Source organism: Myroides sp. WP-1 (assembly GCF_014145635.1).
In the GTDB taxonomy this organism is placed as follows: Bacteria; Bacteroidota; Bacteroidia; order Flavobacteriales; family Flavobacteriaceae; genus Flavobacterium.
Genome location: NZ_JACHTC010000017.1, coordinates 1 through 21,595 on the forward strand (window position 1 = coordinate 1; position 21,595 = coordinate 21,595).

The following is a 21,595-nucleotide window of genomic DNA, read 5'->3' on the forward strand; positions in this document are numbered from 1 at the left end:
GTCATCACCTAAAAAGTCATCACCTAAAAAGTCATCACCTAAAAAGTCATCACCTAAAAAGTCATCACCTAAAAAGTCATCACCTAAAAAGTCATCACCTAAAAAGTCATCACCTAAAAAGTCATCACCTAAAAAGTCATCACCTAAAAAGTCATCACCTAAAAAGTCATCACCTAAAAAGTCATCACCTAAAAAGTCATCAGACAAAAAAGCAAAAAAAAAAAACGCTCCTTAAGAACGTGGTTTGTATGTCATAAAAGTTCCGTCTTTATAAAAAACAACAATTTGTTCCATGTCAGAAGAAGTAAAAAAATCGGGAATATTTTTAGTTGGAGTTATGTCCTTTTTTACTTCTTCATGGAAGGAAGGAGCAGAGGTGATTTGAACTTCTTTTTGTGGTTCTTCAGAAAATAGATCCCTGGATTTTGATGTGTTTTTTTCCTGATTTTGAGTCCCAGAATAGGTGCCAATTCCCTTGATTAACCACTCGATATTTAGCTCCGGAAAAGTGTCGTTTATTTTCAAAATAAAGTCTAAACTCGCTTTGTTTCTCCCTGATAAAATATGGGATAAACTAGAGCGTTGTACCCCAATTTTATCTGCAAAAGCAGAAGCAGATAGTTCAAAATGTCCAAGTAAAAATTCCAATCGGTTTACAAAATCTTCCATGACTACAAATGTATATTTTTTGCTCTAATAATTTACAAATGTAACTAAATTATTGAATTAACAAATGTATACAAGAATAAAAAGATAAAAATAATATAGAGTATTACTTTAATTAGAGGTGAGTAATATATTGAATATTAGTGTTTAATAAGTTTAAAAAATTATTTGTTAATTCTTACACTAACCGTTTGAACATAGGACAAGCACTTTGTTGACAAATGTAAAAACAAAAAAAGAATTGCATGTTTACATTTGTAAAAAACTAATTGTTTACATTTGTAATATTGTAAACAGGCTTAGGAAATGAAAGAAAAACAAAAGGCAGAAGCCTATCAAGTAGAGGCGATAAAAGGAAGATACATCACCAATGAAAAAATAGCTAATTTTATCAACAACTTAAAGTATTACTTTAATGTTCGAGAAATTGGGAAATCGGTTGAAGATCGGTCTATTTACGCTGTTGAATATGGACGTGGAAAAACGAAAATTTTGATGTGGTCTCAGATGCATGGAAATGAATCGACAACCACAAAAGCGGTATTAGATTTACTTCATTATTTGAATGAAACGACAGATGAAAATAGCACTAAATGGCAAGAACAATTCACCCTTACTATTGTGCCTATTTTAAATCCTGATGGTGCTTTTTACTACACAAGAGTTAATGCGAATCAAATTGATTTAAATCGTGATTCGATCGATTTGAGTCAACCCGAAAGTAAAATCTTGCGTCAACTCTTAGAAGAAATTCAACCCGATTTTGCATTTAATTTACACGATCAACGTAGTATATTTGGAGTGGGTGAAACTGGAAAGTCAGCGGCTATTTCTTTTTTAGCTCCTGCTTATAATGAAGAAAGAGCGATCAACGAGAATCGAAAAAGAGCAATTCAAGTCATCGAAGCGATGAATGAGGTAGTACAAAAAGTAACGCCAGGGCATGTTGGTCGATTCGACGATTCCTTTAATATTAATTGTATAGGCGACTATGCGCAGTCAAAAGGTATTCCTACTATATTAATAGAAGCGGGGCATTTAGGTGTGGATTATCAACGAGAAAACACTCGAACCTTAGTTTGCATGAGCCTTCTACGTGCATTAGAGGTAATTGCTACAAACAGTTATTTAAAGTATGATATGGAATCGTACTTCTCACTTCCTGAGAATACTAAATGCTTTAATGACGTCGAATTGAGAAGTGTGAAATTAGCTCATGAGAACAAAAAAATTATAGCGAAAATTCAATATAAAGAGGTTTTAGTAGAGGGAAGTGTTAAATTTTGTCCTATTATTGTGGATATTGATGAAAAAGAGAGTAAATTTGTACATACTTTAATAGAAAAGGAGTGTGAATTAAGATCTTTTATTGAGAAACCAAGCGATATTTTGGAACGAAATTTTGAGGATGTTGTATCGTTATCAGTTCAAGAGGTTAATTATTTATTAAAAAAATAGGTAAAATTGCTATTTTTTGAATAAATAAGATTTTTTTTTATTATTATTGTACTGAAATATAGATTTAGAATTAACATAAATAATTGATTTATGAGTAAGTTTCGTTTAGATGAAATCGACCACCAGATCTTAGATATGCTGATCGATAATACGAGAGTGCCTTTTACAGATATCGCTAAGAAATTATTAATTTCAGCAGGTACGGTTCACGTACGTGTGAAAAAAATGGAAGACGCAGGAATTATCCAAGGTTCTTCATTAACGTTAGATTATGAAAAATTAGGATATGCATTTATTGCATATATCGGAATATTTTTACATAATACTTCGCAAACTAAGTTTGTTTTGGAGAGAATTAATGAAATTCCATATGTGACAGTGGCTCACGTAACTACTGGTAAATTTAATGTGTTCTGTAAGATTAGAGCTAAAAACACGCGTCACGCCAAAGAAGTTATCTACATGATTGATGATATCGATGGAGTGTACAGAACAGAGTCGATGATCTCTTTAGAGGAAAGTATCAACGATAAAAAACGATTAATGCATACAATTTTCAAAGAATTGTAATCAATTTTTTTTAAAATGTAAATGAATAAAAAACTGCCTTTGTGCAGTTTTTTTTTATATTCGTTGCAGATATATTTAAAAAAAATGGATTCGTTAACTCAAATTGTCTTAGGGGGCGCAATTGGGAACGCTTTATTGGGACGGAAGCTTAAAAACAAAGCCGTATTATATGGCGCTATAGCTGGGACCGTACCTGATTTAGATGTCTTAGCAACATTCTTTACTGATCCAATTACTGCATTGGAATTCCATCGTGGAATAACACACTCAATTTTATTTGCTATTTTCGGTGCTTTCTTTTTTGGTTACCTGTTACATTGGTTTGAAAGGAAAAAGGGAGTTACCTATGAGGAAGGTTGTTGGTTCTTTTTTTGGGGACTTTTTACGCATGCCTTGCTTGATGTGTTCACCACTTGGGGAACGCGCGTATTATGGCCAATGGATTATCCTTTTGCTTTTAAATCGATCTTCGTTATCGATCCGCTATATACGATACCTTTTTTATTTTTCTTGATTCGCTCCATGATGGAGCAAACGAATATTGAAAAAAGGCTATACTTTAATAAGGTAGGGCTTTATGTGAGTACAGTGTATTTGTTGCTTACGCTACTGCTTAAAGCAATGGCATTCTATAGCTTTACAGCTGTGTTAGATCAAAAACACATCGCTTATAAATCCATGTCTGTAAAGCCTACAGCTATGAATACAATCTTGTGGACAGCAATTGTTGAAACGCAAGATGCTTTTCTCATTGGTGAATATTCATTCTTTAGCGATGAACCCGTTACTTTTCAATCGTATCCCAAAAATCACGCCTTAATCGGTGGATTGGAAAATCATCAGCTTATTACTCGACTCGTAAAACTCTCTGAAGGGTGTTATACATTTACAGAAAAAAATAACGAAATCTATTTTAACGATCTGCGCTTTGGTGTATTGCGTGAGCAAGGAGGTGAGGTGCAATTTGCTTTTAGCTATAAATTTGATTTAGATGACAAAGGGGAGTTAAGAGCAAAAGAAGTAAAAAAAGATAGGGGTGATGGCGTGAAATTGTTGAAATCTATTTGGCGAAAGATTTGGGGATTGAAAGAAGATTAAGGGAAGAATGGTTATATTTGAAAAAAAAAGAAGATGAAGATTGTGGTGTCTCCGGCTAAGAGCTTGGATTATAAAACTAAAGTACCTTTTACGGCTGTCTCAACACCTTTGTTTGTGAAAGAAAGTAAGAGGATTAACGAGGTGTTAAAAGAGAAAACACCCGTTGAATTAATGGAGTTGATGAAGGTTTCTGCTAATCTTGCAGATTTGAACTGGCAAAGAAATCAAGAGAGAAGCTATAAGAAAAATAAAAAAAACGAAGCGGATTTTAAACAGGCTGTATTCGCTTTTAGCGGTGATGTTTATGTTGGCTTAGATGCTTATACGTTAGAAGAAAGTAAAATGGAGCGCCTGCAAGATACTTTGCGTATTTTGTCAGGTCTATATGGGATCTTGAGACCTTTTGATGAGATTGAGCCTTATAGACTTGAAATGGGAACTAAAATGAAGGTAGGTGAGCAAGCGAATTTATACGCTTTTTGGAAGCCTATTCTTGTGGAATATTTAAACAAAGAAATGAAAGAAGGGGAGTTGTTGGTTAATTTAGCCAGTAACGAATACTTTAGTGCTATTGATTACAAGAAATTAAAAGCCTCTTTGGTTGTGCCTGAGTTTAAAGAATTGAGAGACGGAAAGCTTAAGACGATTAGTTTTTTTGCAAAAAAAGCCAGAGGAATGATGGTGCGTTATATTATAGATAACGATATTAAGGACATTGAAGGCTTGAGAAAGTTTAACTTAGATGGTTATGCTTGGAGTGAAGCAGAGTCAACAGCAACTAATTTGATATTTACCCGATAATAAATAAAAGTATATAGCCAATAAAATTATGGAAACAGTACATTATATAAGTTCAGATGTATTTACAATTGAGAAATTAAACGAGATTATTACCCAAAATCAAAAGTTAGATATCTCAGAAGAAGCGCGTGCAAATATTGTAAACTGTCGTGCTTATCTGGACAATAAAATGGAAATACATAAGGATCCTATTTACGGAATTAATACAGGATTTGGATCTTTGTGTAATGTAAAAATTAACGACAGTGATTTAACGAAATTACAAGAAAATTTAATGAAGTCTCATGCTTGTGGTACAGGAGAAATTGTTCCAAATGAGATCGTTAAAATTATGTTGTTGTTGAAAGTAAAATCGTTGAGTTATGGGAATTCAGGGGTTCAATTGGAAACAGTGGAGCGTTTGGTTGATTTCTTTAATCACGATATTCTTCCTGTGGTATACACACAAGGATCACTTGGTGCTTCTGGAGATTTAGCTCCTTTGGCACATTTAACATTGCCTTTGATTGGAGAAGGAGAGGTGGTGTATGAAGGATATAGACAACCAGCAAGTAAAGTACTTGAGAAGATGGGGTGGAAGCCTATTCAATTAAAATCTAAAGAAGGATTAGCGTTGTTGAATGGTACGCAGTTTATGAGTGCTTATGGGTGTTATGTTCTCATCAAATCGAAAAAAATGTCGTATTTGGCTGACTTGATTGGAGCGGTGTCTTTAGAGGGATTTGATGGAAGAATTGAGCCGTTTAACGAATTGATTCACCACGTAAGACCACACCGCGGACAAATTGAAACAGCTTCTTTCTTTAATGAGGTTTTAGAGGGATCGGAATTGATCGCTCGTCATAAAGAACACGTACAAGATCCGTATTCGTTTAGATGTATTCCACAAGTTCACGGAGCGTCAAAAGATGCAATCGAATATGTGAGTAAAGTGTTTAAAACAGAAATTAACTCTGTAACAGATAATCCAAATGTATTTTATAAAGATGATTTAGTTGTTTCTGGAGGAAATTTCCACGGACAGCCTTTGGCATTGGCATTTGACTTCTTAGGAATAGCGTTGGCTGAATTAGGGAATATCTCAGAAAGACGTACGTATCAATTGATTTCAGGATTAAGAGGATTACCTGCGTTCTTGGTTTCAAATCCAGGATTAAACTCAGGTTTCATGATTCCACAATATACTGCAGCAAGTATTGTTAGTCAAAATAAACACTTGGCAAACCCAACAAGTACAGATAGTATCGTGTCGAGTAATGGACAAGAGGATCACGTGAGTATGGGGGCAAATGGAGCAACAAAAACACTGCGTATTATCGATAATTTAGAGCGCATTTTAGCAATTGAATTATTAAATGCAGCACAGGCGTTGGAATTTAGACGTCCGGCAAAATCAAGTGACTTTATCGAGTCTTTTGTTAAGTCTTATCGCGAAGAAGTGCCTTTTGTTTCTCAAGATCGTATTTTACATTATGATATTGAAAAAACAATTGCGTTTTTAGGAAGTTTTCAAATTGAATTAGAAGAATAATCGCGTTTTTTTAAAACCGTTTATACAAAAGCTACATCTTTTTGTAAAAAAGAGATGTAGCTTTTTATTATATTGTTATCTTTGTTTCGTATAGTACAAAATAATTTATCATCGTTGATTACAAGCAATAAATTAAAAATACTGAATGATCCGATTTACGGATTTATATCTATTCCCAATTCATTCGTTTATGATTTGATTGAGCATCCTTTTTTTCAAAGATTGAGAAGGATCTCTCAGATGGGGGTGTCTTATTTGGTCTATCCTGGGGCACATCATACCCGTTTTCACCACGCGCTAGGCTGTATGCACTTGATGCAAAAAGCAGTTCAGGTACTTCGATTTAAAAATATCGCTATTTCAGATGAGGAAGAAACTGCGCTTTATGTAGCAATTTTATTGCATGACATAGGGCATGGGCCTTTTTCGCATGCAATGGAAGAAAGTATTGTGGAAGGAGTGCACCATGAGGCTATTTCGCTTTATTTTATGCATCAACTCAACAAAGAATTCGCAGGTAAACTAGATTTAGCTATTCAAATTTTTAAAGGTGAATACCATCGCCAATTTATGTTGCAATTGATCTCAAGTCAATTGGATATGGATCGAATGGATTATCTAAAACGCGATAGCTTTTACAGCGGAGTAGCTGAAGGAGATATCAATTCGGAACGATTGATTCAGATGTTGAATGTAGTCGATGATAAATTAGTCGTAGAAGAAAAGGGAATTTATTCAGTAGAAATGTTCTTGGTAGGTCGTCGCTTAATGTATTGGCAGGCGTATTTACACAAAACAAGTGTTTGTGCAGAGTTGATTTTAGTGCGTATATTGAAACGAGCAAAAGAATTAGTACACAAAGGCGAAAAACTTTGGGGTAGTAGTGCGCTGTTGTTTTTCTTAGAACATCAAGGTGTTTTTGAAGATTTTGAGCAAACTGCCTTGGAACAATTTGCCTTGTTGGATGATTCTGATATTGTTAGTGCTTTAAAAGCGTGGCAGTTTCACAGTGATTTTGTCTTGTCTCAGTTGAGCAAGATGATTGTCAATCGAAAATTGTTGCGCATAGAAATAATAGAAGACAAGAAATTAGTTAAAGAAAAACTGAAAAAACGATTAGAAGACGTGCAAACCAAAAATAAGCTTTCTGCTGAATTAGCGAGCTATTTTGTTTTTAAAGGAAAGGTTAAGAATCAAGCGTATAGCAAGGATAAAGAACCGATCATGATTGTGCGAAAAGATGGTCAGGTTGCAGATGTTTTGTCTGTTTCGGATCAATTAAATCTTAAAGCATTAACCAAGCCGGTAACCAAGCATTTTGTTTGTTACCCAAAAAGCGTTTTTGAAAGTTAATTTTCAATTATATTTTATATTTTTGCGGTGATGAAAATAACAGCAGAACAAATAGCGTCAGTATTAGAAGGAGAAGTAGTTGGGAATCCTCAAGAAGAGGTGTCTACGTTGGCCAAAATTGAAGAAGGAGCAAAAGGCTCAATCTCCTTTTTAGCTAACCCAAAGTACGTTCACCATATCTATACTACTAAGGCATCGGTTGTCATTGTGAATAAAACATTTGAACCGGAGTATGAAGTGGGAGCAACATTGATTAAAGTTGATGATGCCTATAAAGCGTTTTCCAAACTTTTGGAATACTACAATCAAGTGAAATTAATGAAGTCCGGGATCGAACAACCAAGTGTGATCTCAGAAGGAGCTACTTATGGTACAGATTTGTACTTAGGGAGCTTTTGCTATGTAGGAAAAAACACCAAGATCGGAAATAATGTAAAAATTTATCCCAATACTTTCATTGGAGACAATGTGGTTATTGGAGATAACACAGTGCTATTTGCAGGTGTGCGCGTTTATTCGGAATCTGTTATTGGTTCAGGATGTACTTTACATGCTGGAACAATCATTGGTTCAGATGGATTCGGATTCGCTCCAAATGGAGATGGAACCTACAGTAAAGTGCCGCAAATTGGAAATGTAATTATCGAAGATAACGTTGAAATTGGTGCCGCTACAACAATTGATCGCGCAACATTAGGATCAACTGTGATTAGAAAAGGAGTTAAATTAGATAACCAAATTCAAATCGCACATAATGTCGAAATCGGTGAAAATACAGTTATTGCTTCTCAAACAGGAGTAGCAGGGTCAACAAAAATTGGCAAAAACTGTATGATCGGTGGACAAGTAGGAATCGTCGGACACTTGACTATTGGTGACAATGTTAAGATTCAAGCGCAATCAGGTGTGACCAAGAATTTGGAATCAAATATTGCAGTTCAAGGATCACCAGCCATTGGACATACGGATTTCTTGAAATCGTATAGCCATTTTAGAAATCTACCTAAAATTGTAGATGACTTAGAAGAACTAAAGAACGGAAAATAGTAACCTTATCGAAATACAAAAAGATTTTATTATGGTTAAGCAAAAAACCATCCAAAGTGAAGTTACCCTTGAAGGAGTAGGTCTACACACAGGACAGAATGTTGTAATGACATTGAAACCTGCACCGATTAACAATGGGTTTACTTTTGTTAGAGTGGATTTAGAAGGGCATCCTGTTATCGAAGCAGATGCAAATTATGTTGTTAATACACAACGCGGTACAAACTTAGAGAAAAAAGGAGTTCGTGTTCAAACGACAGAACATGTTCTGGCAGCTTTTGTCGGATGCGATCTTGATAACGTGATTGTTGAGTTAAATGCATCTGAACCACCAATCATGGATGGATCATCCAAGTATTTTGTTGAAGCTGTTGAAAAAGCAGGGATTGTAGAGCAAGATGCCGAAAGAGAAGAGTACATCGTGAAAGAAGTAATCTCTTATGTGGATGAAGCAACAGGAAGTGAGATTATTGTTATGCCAGCAGATAGCTACCAAGTAACAACAATGGTCGACTTTGGTACGAAAGTTTTAGGAACACAAAATGCTACATTAAAGGATATGAATGACTTTAAGGTGGAAATTTCTGAAGCGCGTACGTTTAGTTTCCTACACGAATTAGAAGCGTTGTTAGCTAATGGATTAATCAAAGGAGGCGATTTAAATAATGCTATTGTTTATGTGGATAAAGAAATATCACCGGAAACAATGGGGCATTTGAAAAAAGCATTCGGTAAAGAAGAAATCAGTGTAAAACCAAATGGAGTTTTAGACAATCTTACTTTACACTATCCAAACGAAGCAGCAAGACATAAATTATTAGATGTTATTGGTGATTTGGCGTTAATTGGAACTCGTATCCGAGGAAAAGTAATCGCAAATAAACCAGGACATTCCGTAAATACGAATTTCGCTAAGAAAATGTCGAAAATTATTCGCAACGATAAGCGTAATCAAGTACCTACGTATGATTTAAATCAAGAACCTTTAATGGATGTGAATAAAATCATGTCCCTACTACCACATAGACCTCCTTTCTTATTAGTAGATAAGATTTTAGAGATGACTGATAAACAAGTGGTAGGATTGAAAAATGTTACGATGAACGAACCGTTTTTCGTAGGACATTTTCCAGGAGCTCCAGTTATGCCAGGTGTACTTATTGTTGAAGCAATGGCTCAAACAGGGGGGATCTTGATTTTAAGTTCAGTACCAGATCCAGAAAATTATATTACGTTGTTTATGAAAATAGATAACGTTCGATTTAGAAATCAAGTGCTTCCAGGAGATACTTTAGTTTTTAAATTAGAGCTTTTAACGCCAATTAGAAGAGGCATCTGTCATATGCAAGCTACAGCTTATGCAAATGGTAAAATTACCACTGAGGCTGAGTTAATGGCACAAATAGTAAAAAAACCAAATTAAAAGAACAAGTATGAATCAGCCTTTAGCATATGTACATCCAGGTGCGAAAATTGCACGTAATGTTGTAATTGAACCTTTTACTACGATTCACAATAATGTAGAAATTGGTGAGGGAACTTGGATTGGATCTAACGTAACGATCATGGAAGGGGCTCGTATTGGGAAAAATTGTAAGATTTTTCCTGGTGCTGTAATCTCTGCTGAACCACAAGATTTAAAATTTGAAGGTGAAGTGACTACTGTTGAAATAGGGGATAACACTACAATTCGTGAGTGTGTAACAATCAACAGAGGAACAAAAGATAGATATAAAACAGTAATTGGAAAAAATTGCTTGATTCAAGCATATAGCCATATTGCACACGATTGTATTATTGGAGATAACTGTATCTTCTCTAACTCAAGTACTTTAGCAGGACACGTAACCGTAGGTGACTTCGTTGTCTTAGCTGGTTTAGTGGCTGTACATCAATTCTGTACAATCGGATCGCACTCTTTTGTAACCGGAGGTACTTTAGTTCGTAAAGATGTACCACCATACATCAAGGCGGCGAGAGAACCTATCTCTTATGCAGGTATCAACTCTGTTGGTTTACGTAGAAGAGGGTATGAACCTGAGAAAATCAGAGAAATACAAGAAATTTACAGAATTTTATTTCAAAAGAACTATAATACAAGTCAAGCACTGGAAATTATAGAAACAGAAATGGAAGCAACTCCAGAAAGAGATGAAATTTTGATGTTTGTTCGCAATAGTTCAAGAGGAATTATGCGTGGATATTCAGGAATGTATTAATAATAAAATAAAGATTTATAAAAATGGCAACAACTTCAGATATCAGAAATGGTTTGTGTATTCGTCATAACAACGATATTTACAAAATCACAGAATTTTTACACGTTAAACCAGGAAAAGGACCTGCATTTGTTAGAACAAAAATGAAAAGTTTGACGAATGGAAAAGTATTAGAAAACACATTTTCTGCTGGTCATAAAATTGATCCTGTTCGCGTTGAAACACATAAATTCCAATACTTATACCCAGAAGGAGATCAATTCCACTTCATGAACGTTGAATCATACGAGCAAATTACTTTATTGAAAGATATTTTAGATGCTCCAGATTTATTAAAAGAGGGAGAAATGGTAATGGTGCAAATTAATACTGAAACAGATATGCCATTGGCTGTAGATATGCCTGCATCTGTGATTTTAGAAGTAACTTACGCTGAACCAGGTGTGAAAGGAAACACGGCAACAAATGCTACTAAACCTGCAACAGTTGAAACAGGAGCTTCAGTTAACGTGCCTTTATTTATCAACGAAGGAGATAAAATTAAAATCGATACAGCTACAGGTTCTTACATTGAGCGTATCAAAGAATAGTCTAAATAGAGAAGATGCGTTTTTCAAAAGTTCAAGATTTACAAACAATAGCTGAAATTATTGGTTGTAAATTCGTCGGATCAGCTGATTTTCCTGTGTATGGGATGAACGAAATTCACGTGGTACAAGAAGGAGAAATTGTATTCGTAGATCACCCTAAATACTATGATAAAGCTTTAAATTCAAACGCTACCATCGTTCTAATTAACAAGGATGTGGAATGCCCAGAAGGAAAAGCTTTGCTAATTTCAGATGATCCATTTAGAGATTTTAATAAGTTGTCAACTTATTTTAATCCATTTAAACCTGCTACGCAATTGCAAGCAAAAGATGCTGTGATCGGAGAGGGAACAATTATACAACCAGGAACTTTTATTGGAAACAATGTAGTAATCGGTAAAAATTGTTTGATCCATCCCAATGTAGTTATCTATGATGGAACTGTAATCGGAGACAATGTTGTGATCCATGCAGGTACAATTCTAGGTGCAGATGCTTTCTATTACAAGAAAAGACCCGAAGGATTTGATCCTTTAGTTTCATGTGGTCGAGTAGTGATCGAAGACAATGTCGGAATTGGAGCTGCTTGTACAATTGATCGTGGAGTTACAGGAGATACAACCATCAAAGAAGGAGCTAAGATTGACAATCAAGTGCATATTGGACACGATACTGTAATTGGAGTTCGTTGTTTAATTGCCGCACAAGTAGGTATTGCCGGTTGTGTTGTGATTGAAGATGAAGTAACACTTTGGGGGCAAGTAGGTACAACAAGTGGAATTACCATCGGAACAAAAGCGGTTGTATTAGCGCAATCAGGTGTTTCTAAGAGCTTAGAAGCAGGGAAGGTTTACTTTGGTTACCCTGCGGAAGAGTCACGAGAGAAACTCAAACAAATGGCTAATACAAAGAAAATACCTGCTATTCTAGAAGATCTTAAGAAATTACAGAACAACTAGACCTAAATCAGGTAAAAGAATAGATAATTAATCGTTAATTGTTAAGCTTATTTAACTAAGATTGCAACTAAAAAGTTTTAAAGCTAATTAGAATTGTTTATTTTTGTGTAAGTAAGTTTTAAAAATAAATAAAAACAAGATCATGAGTGTTTTAGTAAATAAAGATTCAAAAATAATCGTTCAAGGATTTACTGGAAGCGAAGGTACTTTTCATGCTTCTCAGATGATTGAATATGGTACAAACGTTGTAGGTGGAGTAACGCCAGGAAAAGGAGGAACTAGCCATTTAGATCGTCCAGTATTCAACACTGTTTCAGAAGCAGTTGAAAAAGCTGGTGCAGATACGTCAATCATTTTTGTACCGCCTGCATTTGCTGCAGACGCTATTATGGAAGCTGCAGACGCTGGAATCAAAGTAATTATTTGTATTACTGAAGGTATTCCAGTTGCTGATATGATTAAAGCTTATGACTACATTAAAACAAGAGATTGTAGATTAGTAGGACCAAACTGTCCAGGTGTTATCACTCCAGGTGAAGCTAAAGTTGGTATTATGCCAGGATTCGTATTTAAAAAAGGTACTGTAGGTATCGTTTCTAAATCAGGTACTTTAACTTACGAAGCTGCAGACCAAGTTGTAAAACAAGGTTTAGGAATCACTACAGCAATCGGTATTGGTGGAGATCCAATCATTGGAACAACAACAAAAGAAGCTGTACAATTGTTAATGGCTGACCCTGAAACAGAAGCAATCATTATGATTGGAGAAATCGGAGGACAGTTAGAAGCTGATGCTGCTAGATGGATCAAAGAAAACGGAAACAAAAAACCAGTTATCGGATTTATCGCTGGAGAAACTGCACCTAAAGGAAGAACAATGGGACACGCTGGTGCTATTGTAGGTGGAGCTGATGATACAGCTGCTGCTAAGAAAAGAATCATGAGTGAGTGCGGAATTCACGTAGTTGATTCTCCTGCAGAAATCGGTAAAAAAGTAAAAGAAGTTTTAGGATAATCCTAAGCTCCAAATATAAAAAAAGCCACATCATCTGATGTGGCTTTTTTTATTAGGTATGCGGTCGTTATTTTGCTGCGATAAGCAAGTGAGCTCTAAAGTGAATATGCTTTTTAAAAAGACATCCAATAAAAAGCAACAACCAACTAATAGCGTTTTCAAATAAAAAAAGCGGTCATTTGACCGCTTTTTTTATCTCAATTGAGCTCCGATATTATTTTCTAATTGGTACTGAATTTTGCCCATGATCTTCTCAATTTGGCTTTCAGTTAGTGTCTTAGTATTATCTTCCATTAGGATTGAAATAGCATAAGATTTTTTACCTTCTTCGATTTTATCTCCTTGGTATACGTCAAATAACGTAACATCTTTAATGATGCTTTTGTCTACTTGTTTAACGATATTGAATATTTCATCAAACGTTACTTTCTCATCCAAAAGCAATGCATAATCTCTCTTTACAGTAGGGAACTTGTTTAAATCGGTAAATTTAATTTTACCACTTACTAATTTTAAAATAGCATCCCATTTGAAATCAGCATAACAAACTTCTTGTTTGATGTCAAAATGCTTAGTTATAGCCTTTTTAAGAACACCGAAATCAACGATAGTCTCTTTACCTACACAATACGTAATTCCTTCTGAAAATGCGTCATTTTCCGTTGGTTGGGTTGTGAATTTAGCAATTCCTAAACGGCTTAAGATGCTTAGGATATATCCTTTAAATTCAAAGAAGTCACTCGATTTTTGTTTAGAGTTCCAAGAAGCAGTTGTGCTGTTTCCTGTAGTAAATAAAGCAAAGTGCTTGTCTTCTTCAAAATTGTTCAACATTTTGTGGTATGTTTTTCCGAATTCGAATAAACGTAAATCACTATTTTTTCTGTTGATATTGTATGAAATCGACTCTAATCCTCCAAATAACAAAGACTGTCTCATCACAGCAAGATCTGTACTTAACGGGTTAACAATATCTACTTGGTAGCTCTTGTTGATACTCTCCGTTAGGTTACTATACGTTGGCGTTGTCAAAGAGTTGTTCATGATTTCATGGAAACCCTGTGCAACTAATTGATTGGCAATGATGTTTTGAACGCGGTGATCTTCTGTTCTTGAACTGTTTGAGATAGTCGCATTTAATTTGGAAGAGAAGCTAATGTTATTATAGCCATATACGCGTAAAATTTCTTCAATAACGTCAATTTCTCTAGTTACATCTGCGCGATAAGCAGGAACAGTAATTCCCAATCCCACATCAGACATACTGTGTACTTTAATATCCAAAGAAACAAGAATTGTTTTGATTGTTTCTTTAGAGATGTCTTCACCCAAGATGCGGTTGATGTTATTAAAGTTTAAGAAAACAGAGTGATCTTCAACTTTTTTCGGATACAAATCAACAATATCTGAAGTGATCTCACCCCCAGCAACACTTTGAATCAATAACGCTGCGTGCTTTAATGCATATTCTGTGATAGATGGGTCGATTCCTCTTTCAAAGCGGAAAGATGAATCTGTATTTAAACTGTGTCTTTTTGCTGTTTTTCTAACGCTTACTGGGTTGAAATATGCACTTTCTAAGAAGATCGTGGTCGTGTTTTCTGATACGGAAGATTTTAATCCTCCAAATACCCCAGCAATACACATAGGTCCATTTTCGTCGCAAATCATTAAATCGTCCTGATGTAAAGTGCGTTCTACACCGTCTAATGTAACGAATTTAGTACCTTCTGCTACTGTTTTTACGATTACCTTGTTCCCTTTGATTTTTGCTGCGTCAAAAGCGTGTAAAGGCTGACCTAAATCGTGTAAAACGTAATTAGTTACGTCGACGATGTTGTTTTTAGGTGAAATACCGATGGCTTTTAATCGATTTTGTAACCATTCAGGAGAAGGTTTAACTTCAATACCTGAAATTGTTACTCCACAATAACGCGGTGCTTTTTTGTAGTCTTCAACGCTTACATCAATTTTAAGCGTTCTTCTTTCCACTTTGAATTTACTTACAGCAGGTGTAATAAGTTCTTTATGTGGAGTTTCTATATTTGGGTTTTGCAAAAGACCCGCACGCAAGTCACGAGCAACGCCCCAGTGGCTCATTGCATCTGAACGGTTTGGTGTCAGTCCAATCTCAAAAACCTGATCTGTTGTAATATTAAAAATGGTTGCAGCTGGTGTTCCAGGTGCAATAGATTCATCTAAAACTAAAATGCCACTTCCATCTGTTCCAATGCCTAATTCGACAGCAGAACAAATCATACCAAAGCTATCTTCTCCTCTGATTTTTCCTTTTTTAATTTGAAAGGCATTTCCTTCTGCATCGTACAACTCTGTGCCAATAGTAGCAACAGGAACTTTTTGTCCAGCAGCCACGTTAGGAGCACCACAAACGATTTGTACAGGTTCCCCCGTTCCTAAATCAACTTTTGTAACATTTAATTTATCTGCATTGGGGTGTTTAGTGCAAGATAACACATGTCCTACAACAACTCCTCTTAAGCCACCTTTTAAGCTTTCAAATTGAGTAATTCCCTCAACTTCAAGACCTAAATCCGTAAGAATCTCTGATGTTTCTTCTGGCGTGATATCTAACTTAATGAATTGTTTTAACCAATTGTATGAAATATGCATTCGAAAATAATTTTGTTGTAGGCAAATATACGGATTGCCTTAGTTTAAGTAAAATAATTTTGTTGTTAATATTAAAAATTCAAAGTTTGTATGATTATAAGAATTTTTTGCGAATGGACTCATCAGGAATCATACATTGATCCTTTTTTCCGTACCATTTGTAGCGATTTTTTGCGATAAAATCATACAGAGAATCGGCGAGGCCTGTTGGCAAAATAAGAAAGATAGTTAGTAGAGAATACCAACCACCAAGGTATTTGGCAATCATCAAGGCTGCTTGTGATTTGATATAGTACGCTTCGCCAGGTATGTACAAAACGATGCTATCTGTTTTGGCGCGATCTACCCCAATTTGGTGTAAAATCTCTTGACCTAATTCAGAATCAAGCGAAGTAAATCGAAATTGATCTCGATTATCCGCGGCAATAACCTTCTTAACAACATTGTCACACAAGTTGCAAACACCGTCAAAAAGGACTATTTTTTTGTTTTTAGGGAGTTTTTCTATCATTTTTTACGCTCTACCATTTCAAGTTGATCTATATTTACTTTTGAGGTAAAGAAACCGTAATTCACCGTTGCTGTTTGTTTCTCAATACTGTCAATGGTTCCAACAGCTCGACCATCTTGCATACGGACGCGATCGCCCACTTTTAGTGGGAATTTAGTCTTGTTGCTTTGTTCTTGCAGTTTTTGGGTTTCTTTTTTCTCTTTCTTTTCTTTGCGAATAACTTCAACTTTTTTCTCTACTTCTTGTAATAAAGCTTTTTGCTCTGCTTCTTTTTTCTTTTTCTCCTGAAGCGTTACTTTTTTGCGCTTCGAGTTTTCGATCTCAACAACTTTGAGTACCTCGCTGAATAGGGTTTTCTTACTCTTGTTGTTGAAGTATTTATCGGATAAGTCATCTAATTTTTGACCCAAGTAAACCAAACGCTGATTGGAATCAAATAGCTCTTGATAGCGTTCTAATTTATCCTGAACTTTAGCATTGATGCCCTCTAGTTTTTTGCTTTCTTCTCTAGCTTTTGTCTCTTCTTCTTTTAAGTTTTGAGAGGTGCGCTCTAGTTTGTGTCTTTCCTTTTGAAGATTGGCAATCGTTTTGTCAAAGCGAACTTTTTCAGTTTCTACTTTTTTCTTCGCACGATTAATCAAACTAAAAGGAATTCCATTTTTTTGCGCTACTTCAAATGTAAATGAACTTCCCGCTTGACCAATATTTAACTTGTATAAAGGTTCTAGCGATTTTTCGTCAAATAACATATTAGCATTGGTTGCCGAAGGTAGTTGATCTGCTAAAATCTTGAGGTTTGTATAGTGCGTGGTGATTATTCCATAAGCTTCTCTATCGTAGAACTCCTCTAAGAAAACCTCTGCCAAAGCCCCTCCTAATTCAGGATCCGAACCGGTCCCGAATTCATCTATTAAAAATAAGGTATTTGAATTACATTTCTTCAAAAAATAATTCATATTTTTTAATCGATAGCTATAGGTACTTAAATGGTTTTCAATAGATTGATTATCACCAATATCGGTTAAAATTCGATCAAACAAAAAGGTGTGACTGCGCTCGTGGACGGGAATTAATAACCCCGATTGTAGCATGAGCTGCAGTAAACCAACTGTTTTTAAAGTGATACTTTTTCCTCCAGCATTCGGACCAGAAATAACAATAATGCGACTGTCTTGTTCGAGTTGAATTGTCTGTGGATAGGTTGTTTTTCGCTTTTCTTTGTTGTTTAACCACAAAATTGGGTGATAAGCCTCTCTAAAATACAGCGTTTTCTCTTCTCGAATTTCAGGCAGTAATCCGTTGATTTTTAAAGCGTATTTTGCCTTTCCTGCGGTAATGTCGAGCAAGCTTAAATACTGGGTATATTCTAGTAATAGTTCTTTAAACGGGCGAATACAATTGGTTAATGCCTTTAAAATGCGAACGATTTCTTCGCGTTCTTCATATTCTAAGTTGTTGAGCTCTCTTGAAAAATGCAAGGTCGCCTCCGGTTCAATATAAATAATACTTCCTGTTTTAGACTGTCCTAAAACACTTCCCTTTACTTTGCGACGGTGCATGGCAATTACAGCTAACACACGTCGATTGTCTACGATTGTTTCTCGAATATCGTCAAGGTATCCCGCACTGTTATATTGGGATAAAGCATAACCGAAACTTTGGTTAATCTTACCGCGTACTAAATTAATGCTCTTGCGGATATTCAATAAGTCAACCGATGCATTGTCTTTGATTTCTCCATACTTATCCAATACATTTTCAATTTCTTTTGCAATGCTTTTTTCTAAGGTCAGGGTGGCTGTATCTGCCGAGAGATGAGGATAATAATCGCTAAATTTTTTAAAATAAGTGATTAAATTACTCGTTGTCTCAGTGAGGTTGTATATTTTTTTAAAACTGCTGATTTCTAGGAAGCTATCTTCGATGCCTAAGAATTTTAATTCATAGTCAATACCGTCAAAATAATGATTGGGAATGACGTTATTATTAGTAAAAGAAGCTAAGTATTCTGAGGTTTGTTGTAGGGCATGTAGGGTTTGTTCCTTTGTTTTATAAGGAACAATCTCCATCGCCATTTCTTTTCCACTTTCTGTTACACACAGGTTGGAAACGAAGGATAAAACGGTGTGGAATTCTAAATCTTGTAAAGTCTTGTTGTTAATCGATGTCATGTGTTACAATGAGATTATCTAGCAAAAATACTACTTATTTATGGAAAAAAAAGGAGAGTAGAGGAAAGATATATTGCGCTTTATACAGAAAAGAAGCACAGGAAAAGATTTGTTTTATCTTTGAACAACGAACACAAAAACGGTTTTAGCAATGACAGAAGTACTACAGCTAATTAATGTAGTGATTTTTTTCTTTTTGGGAGGAATCCATGTATATTGGGTATTGGGAGGAAGTTGGGGAATAAAATTCGCGATTCCTAGTACAGAAGAAGGACGGCCTGTTCTTAAACCGAGAAAAGTAGGAACATTAGTTGTTGCTATCGGTTTAGTTGTTGCTGCTTTGCTGAACTTGAACGTTCTTGTATTTGGGCATGGGGTTTATTTTGTTATAGGTTTGCTATTTGGTTTGCGCGTTATAGGCGATTTTAAGTATGTTGGACTTGGGAAAAAAGTAAAAAATACGATTTTTGCTCAGAAAGATGCAACTGTTTTTATTCCCTTGTGTCTTTATTTGAGTTTAAGTCATCTTTTTTTGTTTTTTTGGTAAAAGTTACTTGTTTTTGTAGTGGTATGATGAATATCAGTTCTTTTCTTTGTTAAAATTCAGTAATTTGTATGCGAAATAAAAGTAACAATACTTAATTTTAAAGAAAAAAGAACCTATGAAATATGTAACTGCTCAAGAAGCCGCAAAAGTTGTCCAATCAGGTGATCGAATCTACGTACATGCAGCAGCTGCAACACCGAATGTTTTAACCAAAGCTATTAGTGATAGAGCGAGCGAATTGCGCAATGTCGAATTTTGCCATATCCACACAGAAGGGGAGGCGCCTTATGCTGATCCTGCTTTAGCAGATAGCTTTCACGTTAACTCCTTTTTTATTGGAAAAAATGTACGCCATACCTTGGCGGCCGGAAATGGTTCCTATACTCCTGTTTTTTTAAGTGAAGTGCCTTTACTCTTTAGAAAAGGAGTGTTAAAGGTTGATGTTGTTTTGATTCAAGTTTCTCCACCTGATGAACATGGTTTTTGTTCTTTAGGAGTATCGGTAGAGGCTTGTGTGGCGGCGATGGAAAGAGCGCGTGTTGTCATTGCTCAAATTAATCCGCAAATGCCACGTACATTTGGAGATAGTGTGTTACACAGTTCGAAAATTGATTTAGCCGTGGATCACAACTGCCCAATTTACGCTTCCAAAGAGACTCTTATTACAGATAAAGAAGCTACTATAGGTCAATATGTTGCCAACTTAATTGAAGATGAAAGTACACTTCAAATGGGAATTGGCTCGATTCCAAATGCTGTTTTAGCACAATTAAATAACCACAAAAATCTGGGGTTGCACACAGAGATGTTTTCCGATGGTGTTATTGACTTGATTAAGAATGGTGTTATTGATTGTTCTAAAAAACGCATTGCAAAAGGAAGGGCTTTGGCTACCTTTTTAATTGGAACAAAGAAGTTATATGACTTCGTTGATAATAATCCATTTATTGTCTTGAAGGAATCAAGCTATGTAAACGATACCGCTATTATTAGAAAGAATCCAAAAGTAGTTGCCATTAATTCCGCTATTGAGGTAGATTTGACAGGGCAAATCTGTGCAGATTCAATTGGTCATAAGATGTATTCGGGTGTTGGTGGACAGATGGATTTCGTTCGTGGGGCATCATTAAGTGAGGGTGGAAAAGCAATTATAGCGTTAGCCTCCACAAGTAATCAAGGACATAATCGCATTGTGCCCTACTTACGTCAAGGAGCAGGTGTAGTTACAACACGTGCACATGCACAATATATTGTAACGGAGTATGGAGTGGCTGATTTGTATGGAAAAACACTGAAACAACGTGTGGCTGCCATGGCTGAAATTGCTCATCCTGATTTTAGAGAAGAAATTTTAAAAGCGTATTTCGATAACTTGAAAGGGTAGTGTAGTTAATAGTTGACGGTTAACAGTTAACAGAAGATAATCAGAGATAAGAAAAACCATTCCTTTGTAGGGAGTGGTTTTTTTTGTGTTGGGGGTGAGGTGTTGAGATGTTGAGGTGTTGAGATGTTGAGGTGTTGAGATGTTGAGGTGTTGAGATGGTGAAATCGGAACGCAGTGAAAATCGAAACGCAGTGAAGATTCATCGAACACAAAAACCAATATAAAATAGGTGAGATAGATGTTGAGGTGGTGAGGTGTTGAAGTGATAAGAGGATGCTATTTTTTGTATTGTATTGAAAAGGGAGAACAAGAAGCGTTTGTTTATCTTTGCTCATTCAATGATGTGTATGGAATATGAGATTTTATATAGTGTTCTGAAAGATAGCATAGGGCTGATTGGTTTCATTCCTACTTTCATAGGGATTGGAGCTCTAGCTGTTTTGTGTTATCACAAAGAACAAACGAAAGGCCGTACAGTCTTGTTTAAAATTTTTCGCGCAATTGGGTTAGGGGGAGTGGCTGTAATAGCTTTTATGGTTGCTTTTTCTGTTTTTACTGCTGACTATAAGGCGTATCGAGAGATAAAACTGATTTTTAATACAGGAGCTTATGGAATAGCCGAAGGCGATATCGAGGAGTTTACTTCTGAATTAGGTGGTCGAAAGGAGTCTTTTTTTGTTCAGGGTGTTTACTTCGAATATCACCCTTATGATTTGAGATATCACGGGTATAATGAGCGAGCAAAAAGCAATGGAATTATTCATGAAAAAAGCGGGGTTTTGCGCATTGACTATATTGAAAAAGAAGAAGGTAAGCGGATTTTGCGTATTTGGCGACCCAAGAAGAAAGACAAGTAAAAAAAGGAAGAATCACGTTGAATCGTGCATTTTTGTTTGTAGAATAACGATCTTGTACTCTAAAAAATCTATCGCTAACTTGATAATGCGTCTTTGAGAACTTTTTCGTCTTTTGGTACAATAAATATGGCGCGATGCTGTTTAAAAAGGGTATAAATCGTTATATTTGACACTAAAATAAATAGAAAAT

20 protein-coding genes are annotated in these 21,595 nt (G+C 35.6%); 15 read left to right on the plus strand and 5 right to left on the minus strand.

The genetic code is table 11. The annotated features are described in order from the left end of the window. The coding region (locus H4K33_RS13295; protein ID WP_182649777.1) for a hypothetical protein at positions 1-207 on the minus strand (207 nt) is incomplete at its 3' end. 24 nt (positions 208-231) lie between these two features. Continuing rightward, on the minus strand, positions 232-669 hold the full coding sequence (locus tag H4K33_RS13300; RefSeq protein ID WP_182649779.1) for a helix-turn-helix transcriptional regulator: 438 nt from the start codon (positions 667-669) through the stop codon (positions 232-234). A 303-nt stretch (positions 670-972) separates the two neighbouring features. Here H4K33_RS13300 and H4K33_RS13305 point away from each other — a divergent pair, with 303 nt between their 5' ends. The 12 genes from H4K33_RS13305 (at position 973) to sucD (ending at position 13,307) form a co-directional block, all read left to right on the plus strand. Beyond that, complete coding sequence (locus H4K33_RS13305; RefSeq protein WP_182649781.1) at positions 973-2,124, plus strand: M14 metallopeptidase family protein; 1,152 nt, start codon at positions 973-975, stop codon at positions 2,122-2,124. Positions 2,125-2,214: 90 nt separating this feature from the next. Beyond that, positions 2,215-2,694: an Lrp/AsnC family transcriptional regulator gene (locus tag H4K33_RS13310; protein ID WP_002985664.1), complete on the plus strand. Its 480-nt coding sequence runs from the start codon at positions 2,215-2,217 to the stop codon at positions 2,692-2,694. Positions 2,695-2,778: 84 nt separating this feature from the next. After that, positions 2,779-3,792 carry a metal-dependent hydrolase gene (locus H4K33_RS13315; RefSeq protein ID WP_182649783.1) on the plus strand — a complete coding sequence of 338 codons (1,014 nt, stop codon included), beginning with the start codon at positions 2,779-2,781 and terminating at the stop codon, positions 3,790-3,792. A gap of 33 nt (positions 3,793-3,825) precedes the next feature. Next, a complete protein-coding gene (gene yaaA, locus H4K33_RS13320) occupies positions 3,826-4,593 on the plus strand; it encodes a peroxide stress protein YaaA (RefSeq protein WP_182649785.1) in 768 nt (255 codons plus the stop codon). Positions 4,594-4,621: 28 nt separating this feature from the next. Next, positions 4,622-6,124 (plus strand): histidine ammonia-lyase, encoded by a 1,503-nt coding sequence (gene hutH, locus H4K33_RS13325; protein ID WP_182649787.1) that lies wholly within the window; start codon positions 4,622-4,624, stop codon positions 6,122-6,124. A 114-nt stretch (positions 6,125-6,238) separates the two neighbouring features. Next, on the plus strand, positions 6,239-7,477 hold the full coding sequence (locus H4K33_RS13330; protein ID WP_182649789.1) for an HD domain-containing protein: 1,239 nt from the start codon (positions 6,239-6,241) through the stop codon (positions 7,475-7,477). 30 nt (positions 7,478-7,507) lie between these two features. Further along, positions 7,508-8,524, plus strand: coding sequence for a UDP-3-O-(3-hydroxymyristoyl)glucosamine N-acyltransferase (gene lpxD / locus H4K33_RS13335; protein ID WP_182649791.1), 1,017 nt, complete (start codon positions 7,508-7,510; stop codon positions 8,522-8,524). Between the two features lie 31 nt (positions 8,525-8,555). Beyond that, a complete protein-coding gene (locus H4K33_RS13340) occupies positions 8,556-9,947 on the plus strand; it encodes a bifunctional UDP-3-O-[3-hydroxymyristoyl] N-acetylglucosamine deacetylase/3-hydroxyacyl-ACP dehydratase (protein WP_182649798.1) in 1,392 nt (463 codons plus the stop codon). 10 nt (positions 9,948-9,957) lie between these two features. Continuing rightward, the gene (gene lpxA, locus H4K33_RS13345) at positions 9,958-10,743 is read left to right on the plus strand and encodes an acyl-ACP--UDP-N-acetylglucosamine O-acyltransferase (RefSeq protein ID WP_182649800.1); all 786 of its coding nucleotides are present in this window, start codon (positions 9,958-9,960) and stop codon (positions 10,741-10,743) included. A 23-nt stretch (positions 10,744-10,766) separates the two neighbouring features. Next, the gene (efp, locus tag H4K33_RS13350; RefSeq protein WP_182649802.1) at positions 10,767-11,333 is read left to right on the plus strand and encodes an elongation factor P; all 567 of its coding nucleotides are present in this window, start codon (positions 10,767-10,769) and stop codon (positions 11,331-11,333) included. A gap of 14 nt (positions 11,334-11,347) precedes the next feature. Next, the gene (locus H4K33_RS13355; protein ID WP_182649804.1) at positions 11,348-12,292 is read left to right on the plus strand and encodes a UDP-3-O-(3-hydroxymyristoyl)glucosamine N-acyltransferase; all 945 of its coding nucleotides are present in this window, start codon (positions 11,348-11,350) and stop codon (positions 12,290-12,292) included. Positions 12,293-12,434: 142 nt separating this feature from the next. Continuing rightward, on the plus strand, positions 12,435-13,307 hold the full coding sequence (gene sucD / locus H4K33_RS13360; RefSeq protein ID WP_182649807.1) for a succinate--CoA ligase subunit alpha: 873 nt from the start codon (positions 12,435-12,437) through the stop codon (positions 13,305-13,307). Between the two features lie 192 nt (positions 13,308-13,499). Here the strand turns inward: sucD and pheT are convergent, their stop codons facing one another. The 3 genes from pheT to H4K33_RS13375 form a co-directional block, all read right to left on the minus strand. Continuing rightward, positions 13,500-15,935 (minus strand): phenylalanine--tRNA ligase subunit beta, encoded by a 2,436-nt coding sequence (gene pheT, locus H4K33_RS13365; RefSeq protein ID WP_182649809.1) that lies wholly within the window; start codon positions 15,933-15,935, stop codon positions 13,500-13,502. A gap of 94 nt (positions 15,936-16,029) precedes the next feature. After that, positions 16,030-16,446, minus strand: coding sequence for a thiol-disulfide oxidoreductase DCC family protein (locus H4K33_RS13370; protein ID WP_182649811.1), 417 nt, complete (start codon positions 16,444-16,446; stop codon positions 16,030-16,032). Further along, positions 16,443-18,617: a DNA mismatch repair protein MutS gene (locus tag H4K33_RS13375; protein ID WP_182649813.1), complete on the minus strand. Its 2,175-nt coding sequence runs from the start codon at positions 18,615-18,617 to the stop codon at positions 16,443-16,445. The genes H4K33_RS13370 and H4K33_RS13375 overlap by 4 nt, the downstream gene beginning before the upstream one ends. A gap of 151 nt (positions 18,618-18,768) precedes the next feature. Between H4K33_RS13375 and H4K33_RS13380 the strand changes: the two genes are divergently transcribed. The 3 genes from H4K33_RS13380 to H4K33_RS13390 all read left to right on the plus strand — a co-directional run bounded on the left by H4K33_RS13380 (position 18,769) and on the right by H4K33_RS13390 (position 21,405). Continuing rightward, complete coding sequence (locus H4K33_RS13380; RefSeq protein WP_182649814.1) at positions 18,769-19,164, plus strand: DUF3995 domain-containing protein; 396 nt, start codon at positions 18,769-18,771, stop codon at positions 19,162-19,164. Between the two features lie 115 nt (positions 19,165-19,279). Then, positions 19,280-20,548: an acetyl-CoA hydrolase/transferase family protein gene (locus H4K33_RS13385; protein WP_182649816.1), complete on the plus strand. Its 1,269-nt coding sequence runs from the start codon at positions 19,280-19,282 to the stop codon at positions 20,546-20,548. 347 nt (positions 20,549-20,895) lie between these two features. Then, positions 20,896-21,405, plus strand: a complete 510-nt coding sequence (locus H4K33_RS13390; RefSeq protein ID WP_182649818.1) for a hypothetical protein — start codon at positions 20,896-20,898, stop codon at positions 21,403-21,405. Positions 21,406-21,595 lie beyond the last annotated feature (190 nt).

What these genes read in the sequence shown, in the direction of transcription:
- H4K33_RS13380 (WP_182649814.1), top strand. Translation starts at nt 18,769, where the DNA reads ATGACAGAAGTACTACAGCTAATTAATGTAGTGATTTTTTTCTTTTTG.
- lpxA (WP_182649800.1), top strand. Translation starts at nt 9,958, where the DNA reads ATGAATCAGCCTTTAGCATATGTACATCCAGGTGCGAAAATTGCACGT.
- H4K33_RS13390 (WP_182649818.1), top strand. Translation starts at nt 20,896, where the DNA reads ATGGAATATGAGATTTTATATAGTGTTCTGAAAGATAGCATAGGGCTG.
- H4K33_RS13385 (WP_182649816.1), top strand. Translation starts at nt 19,280, where the DNA reads ATGAAATATGTAACTGCTCAAGAAGCCGCAAAAGTTGTCCAATCAGGT.
- H4K33_RS13355 (WP_182649804.1), top strand. Translation starts at nt 11,348, where the DNA reads ATGCGTTTTTCAAAAGTTCAAGATTTACAAACAATAGCTGAAATTATT.
- H4K33_RS13370 (WP_182649811.1), bottom strand. Translation starts at nt 16,446, where the DNA reads ATGATAGAAAAACTCCCTAAAAACAAAAAAATAGTCCTTTTTGACGGT.
- sucD (WP_182649807.1), top strand. Translation starts at nt 12,435, where the DNA reads ATGAGTGTTTTAGTAAATAAAGATTCAAAAATAATCGTTCAAGGATTT.
- H4K33_RS13300 (WP_182649779.1), bottom strand. Translation starts at nt 669, where the DNA reads ATGGAAGATTTTGTAAACCGATTGGAATTTTTACTTGGACATTTTGAA.
- hutH (WP_182649787.1), top strand. Translation starts at nt 4,622, where the DNA reads ATGGAAACAGTACATTATATAAGTTCAGATGTATTTACAATTGAGAAA.
- yaaA (WP_182649785.1), top strand. Translation starts at nt 3,826, where the DNA reads ATGAAGATTGTGGTGTCTCCGGCTAAGAGCTTGGATTATAAAACTAAA.
- H4K33_RS13375 (WP_182649813.1), bottom strand. Translation starts at nt 18,617, where the DNA reads ATGACATCGATTAACAACAAGACTTTACAAGATTTAGAATTCCACACC.
- H4K33_RS13315 (WP_182649783.1), top strand. Translation starts at nt 2,779, where the DNA reads ATGGATTCGTTAACTCAAATTGTCTTAGGGGGCGCAATTGGGAACGCT.
- efp (WP_182649802.1), top strand. Translation starts at nt 10,767, where the DNA reads ATGGCAACAACTTCAGATATCAGAAATGGTTTGTGTATTCGTCATAAC.
- H4K33_RS13310 (WP_002985664.1), top strand. Translation starts at nt 2,215, where the DNA reads ATGAGTAAGTTTCGTTTAGATGAAATCGACCACCAGATCTTAGATATG.
- H4K33_RS13340 (WP_182649798.1), top strand. Translation starts at nt 8,556, where the DNA reads ATGGTTAAGCAAAAAACCATCCAAAGTGAAGTTACCCTTGAAGGAGTA.
- pheT (WP_182649809.1), bottom strand. Translation starts at nt 15,935, where the DNA reads ATGCATATTTCATACAATTGGTTAAAACAATTCATTAAGTTAGATATC.
- lpxD (WP_182649791.1), top strand. Translation starts at nt 7,508, where the DNA reads ATGAAAATAACAGCAGAACAAATAGCGTCAGTATTAGAAGGAGAAGTA.
- H4K33_RS13305 (WP_182649781.1), top strand. Translation starts at nt 973, where the DNA reads ATGAAAGAAAAACAAAAGGCAGAAGCCTATCAAGTAGAGGCGATAAAA.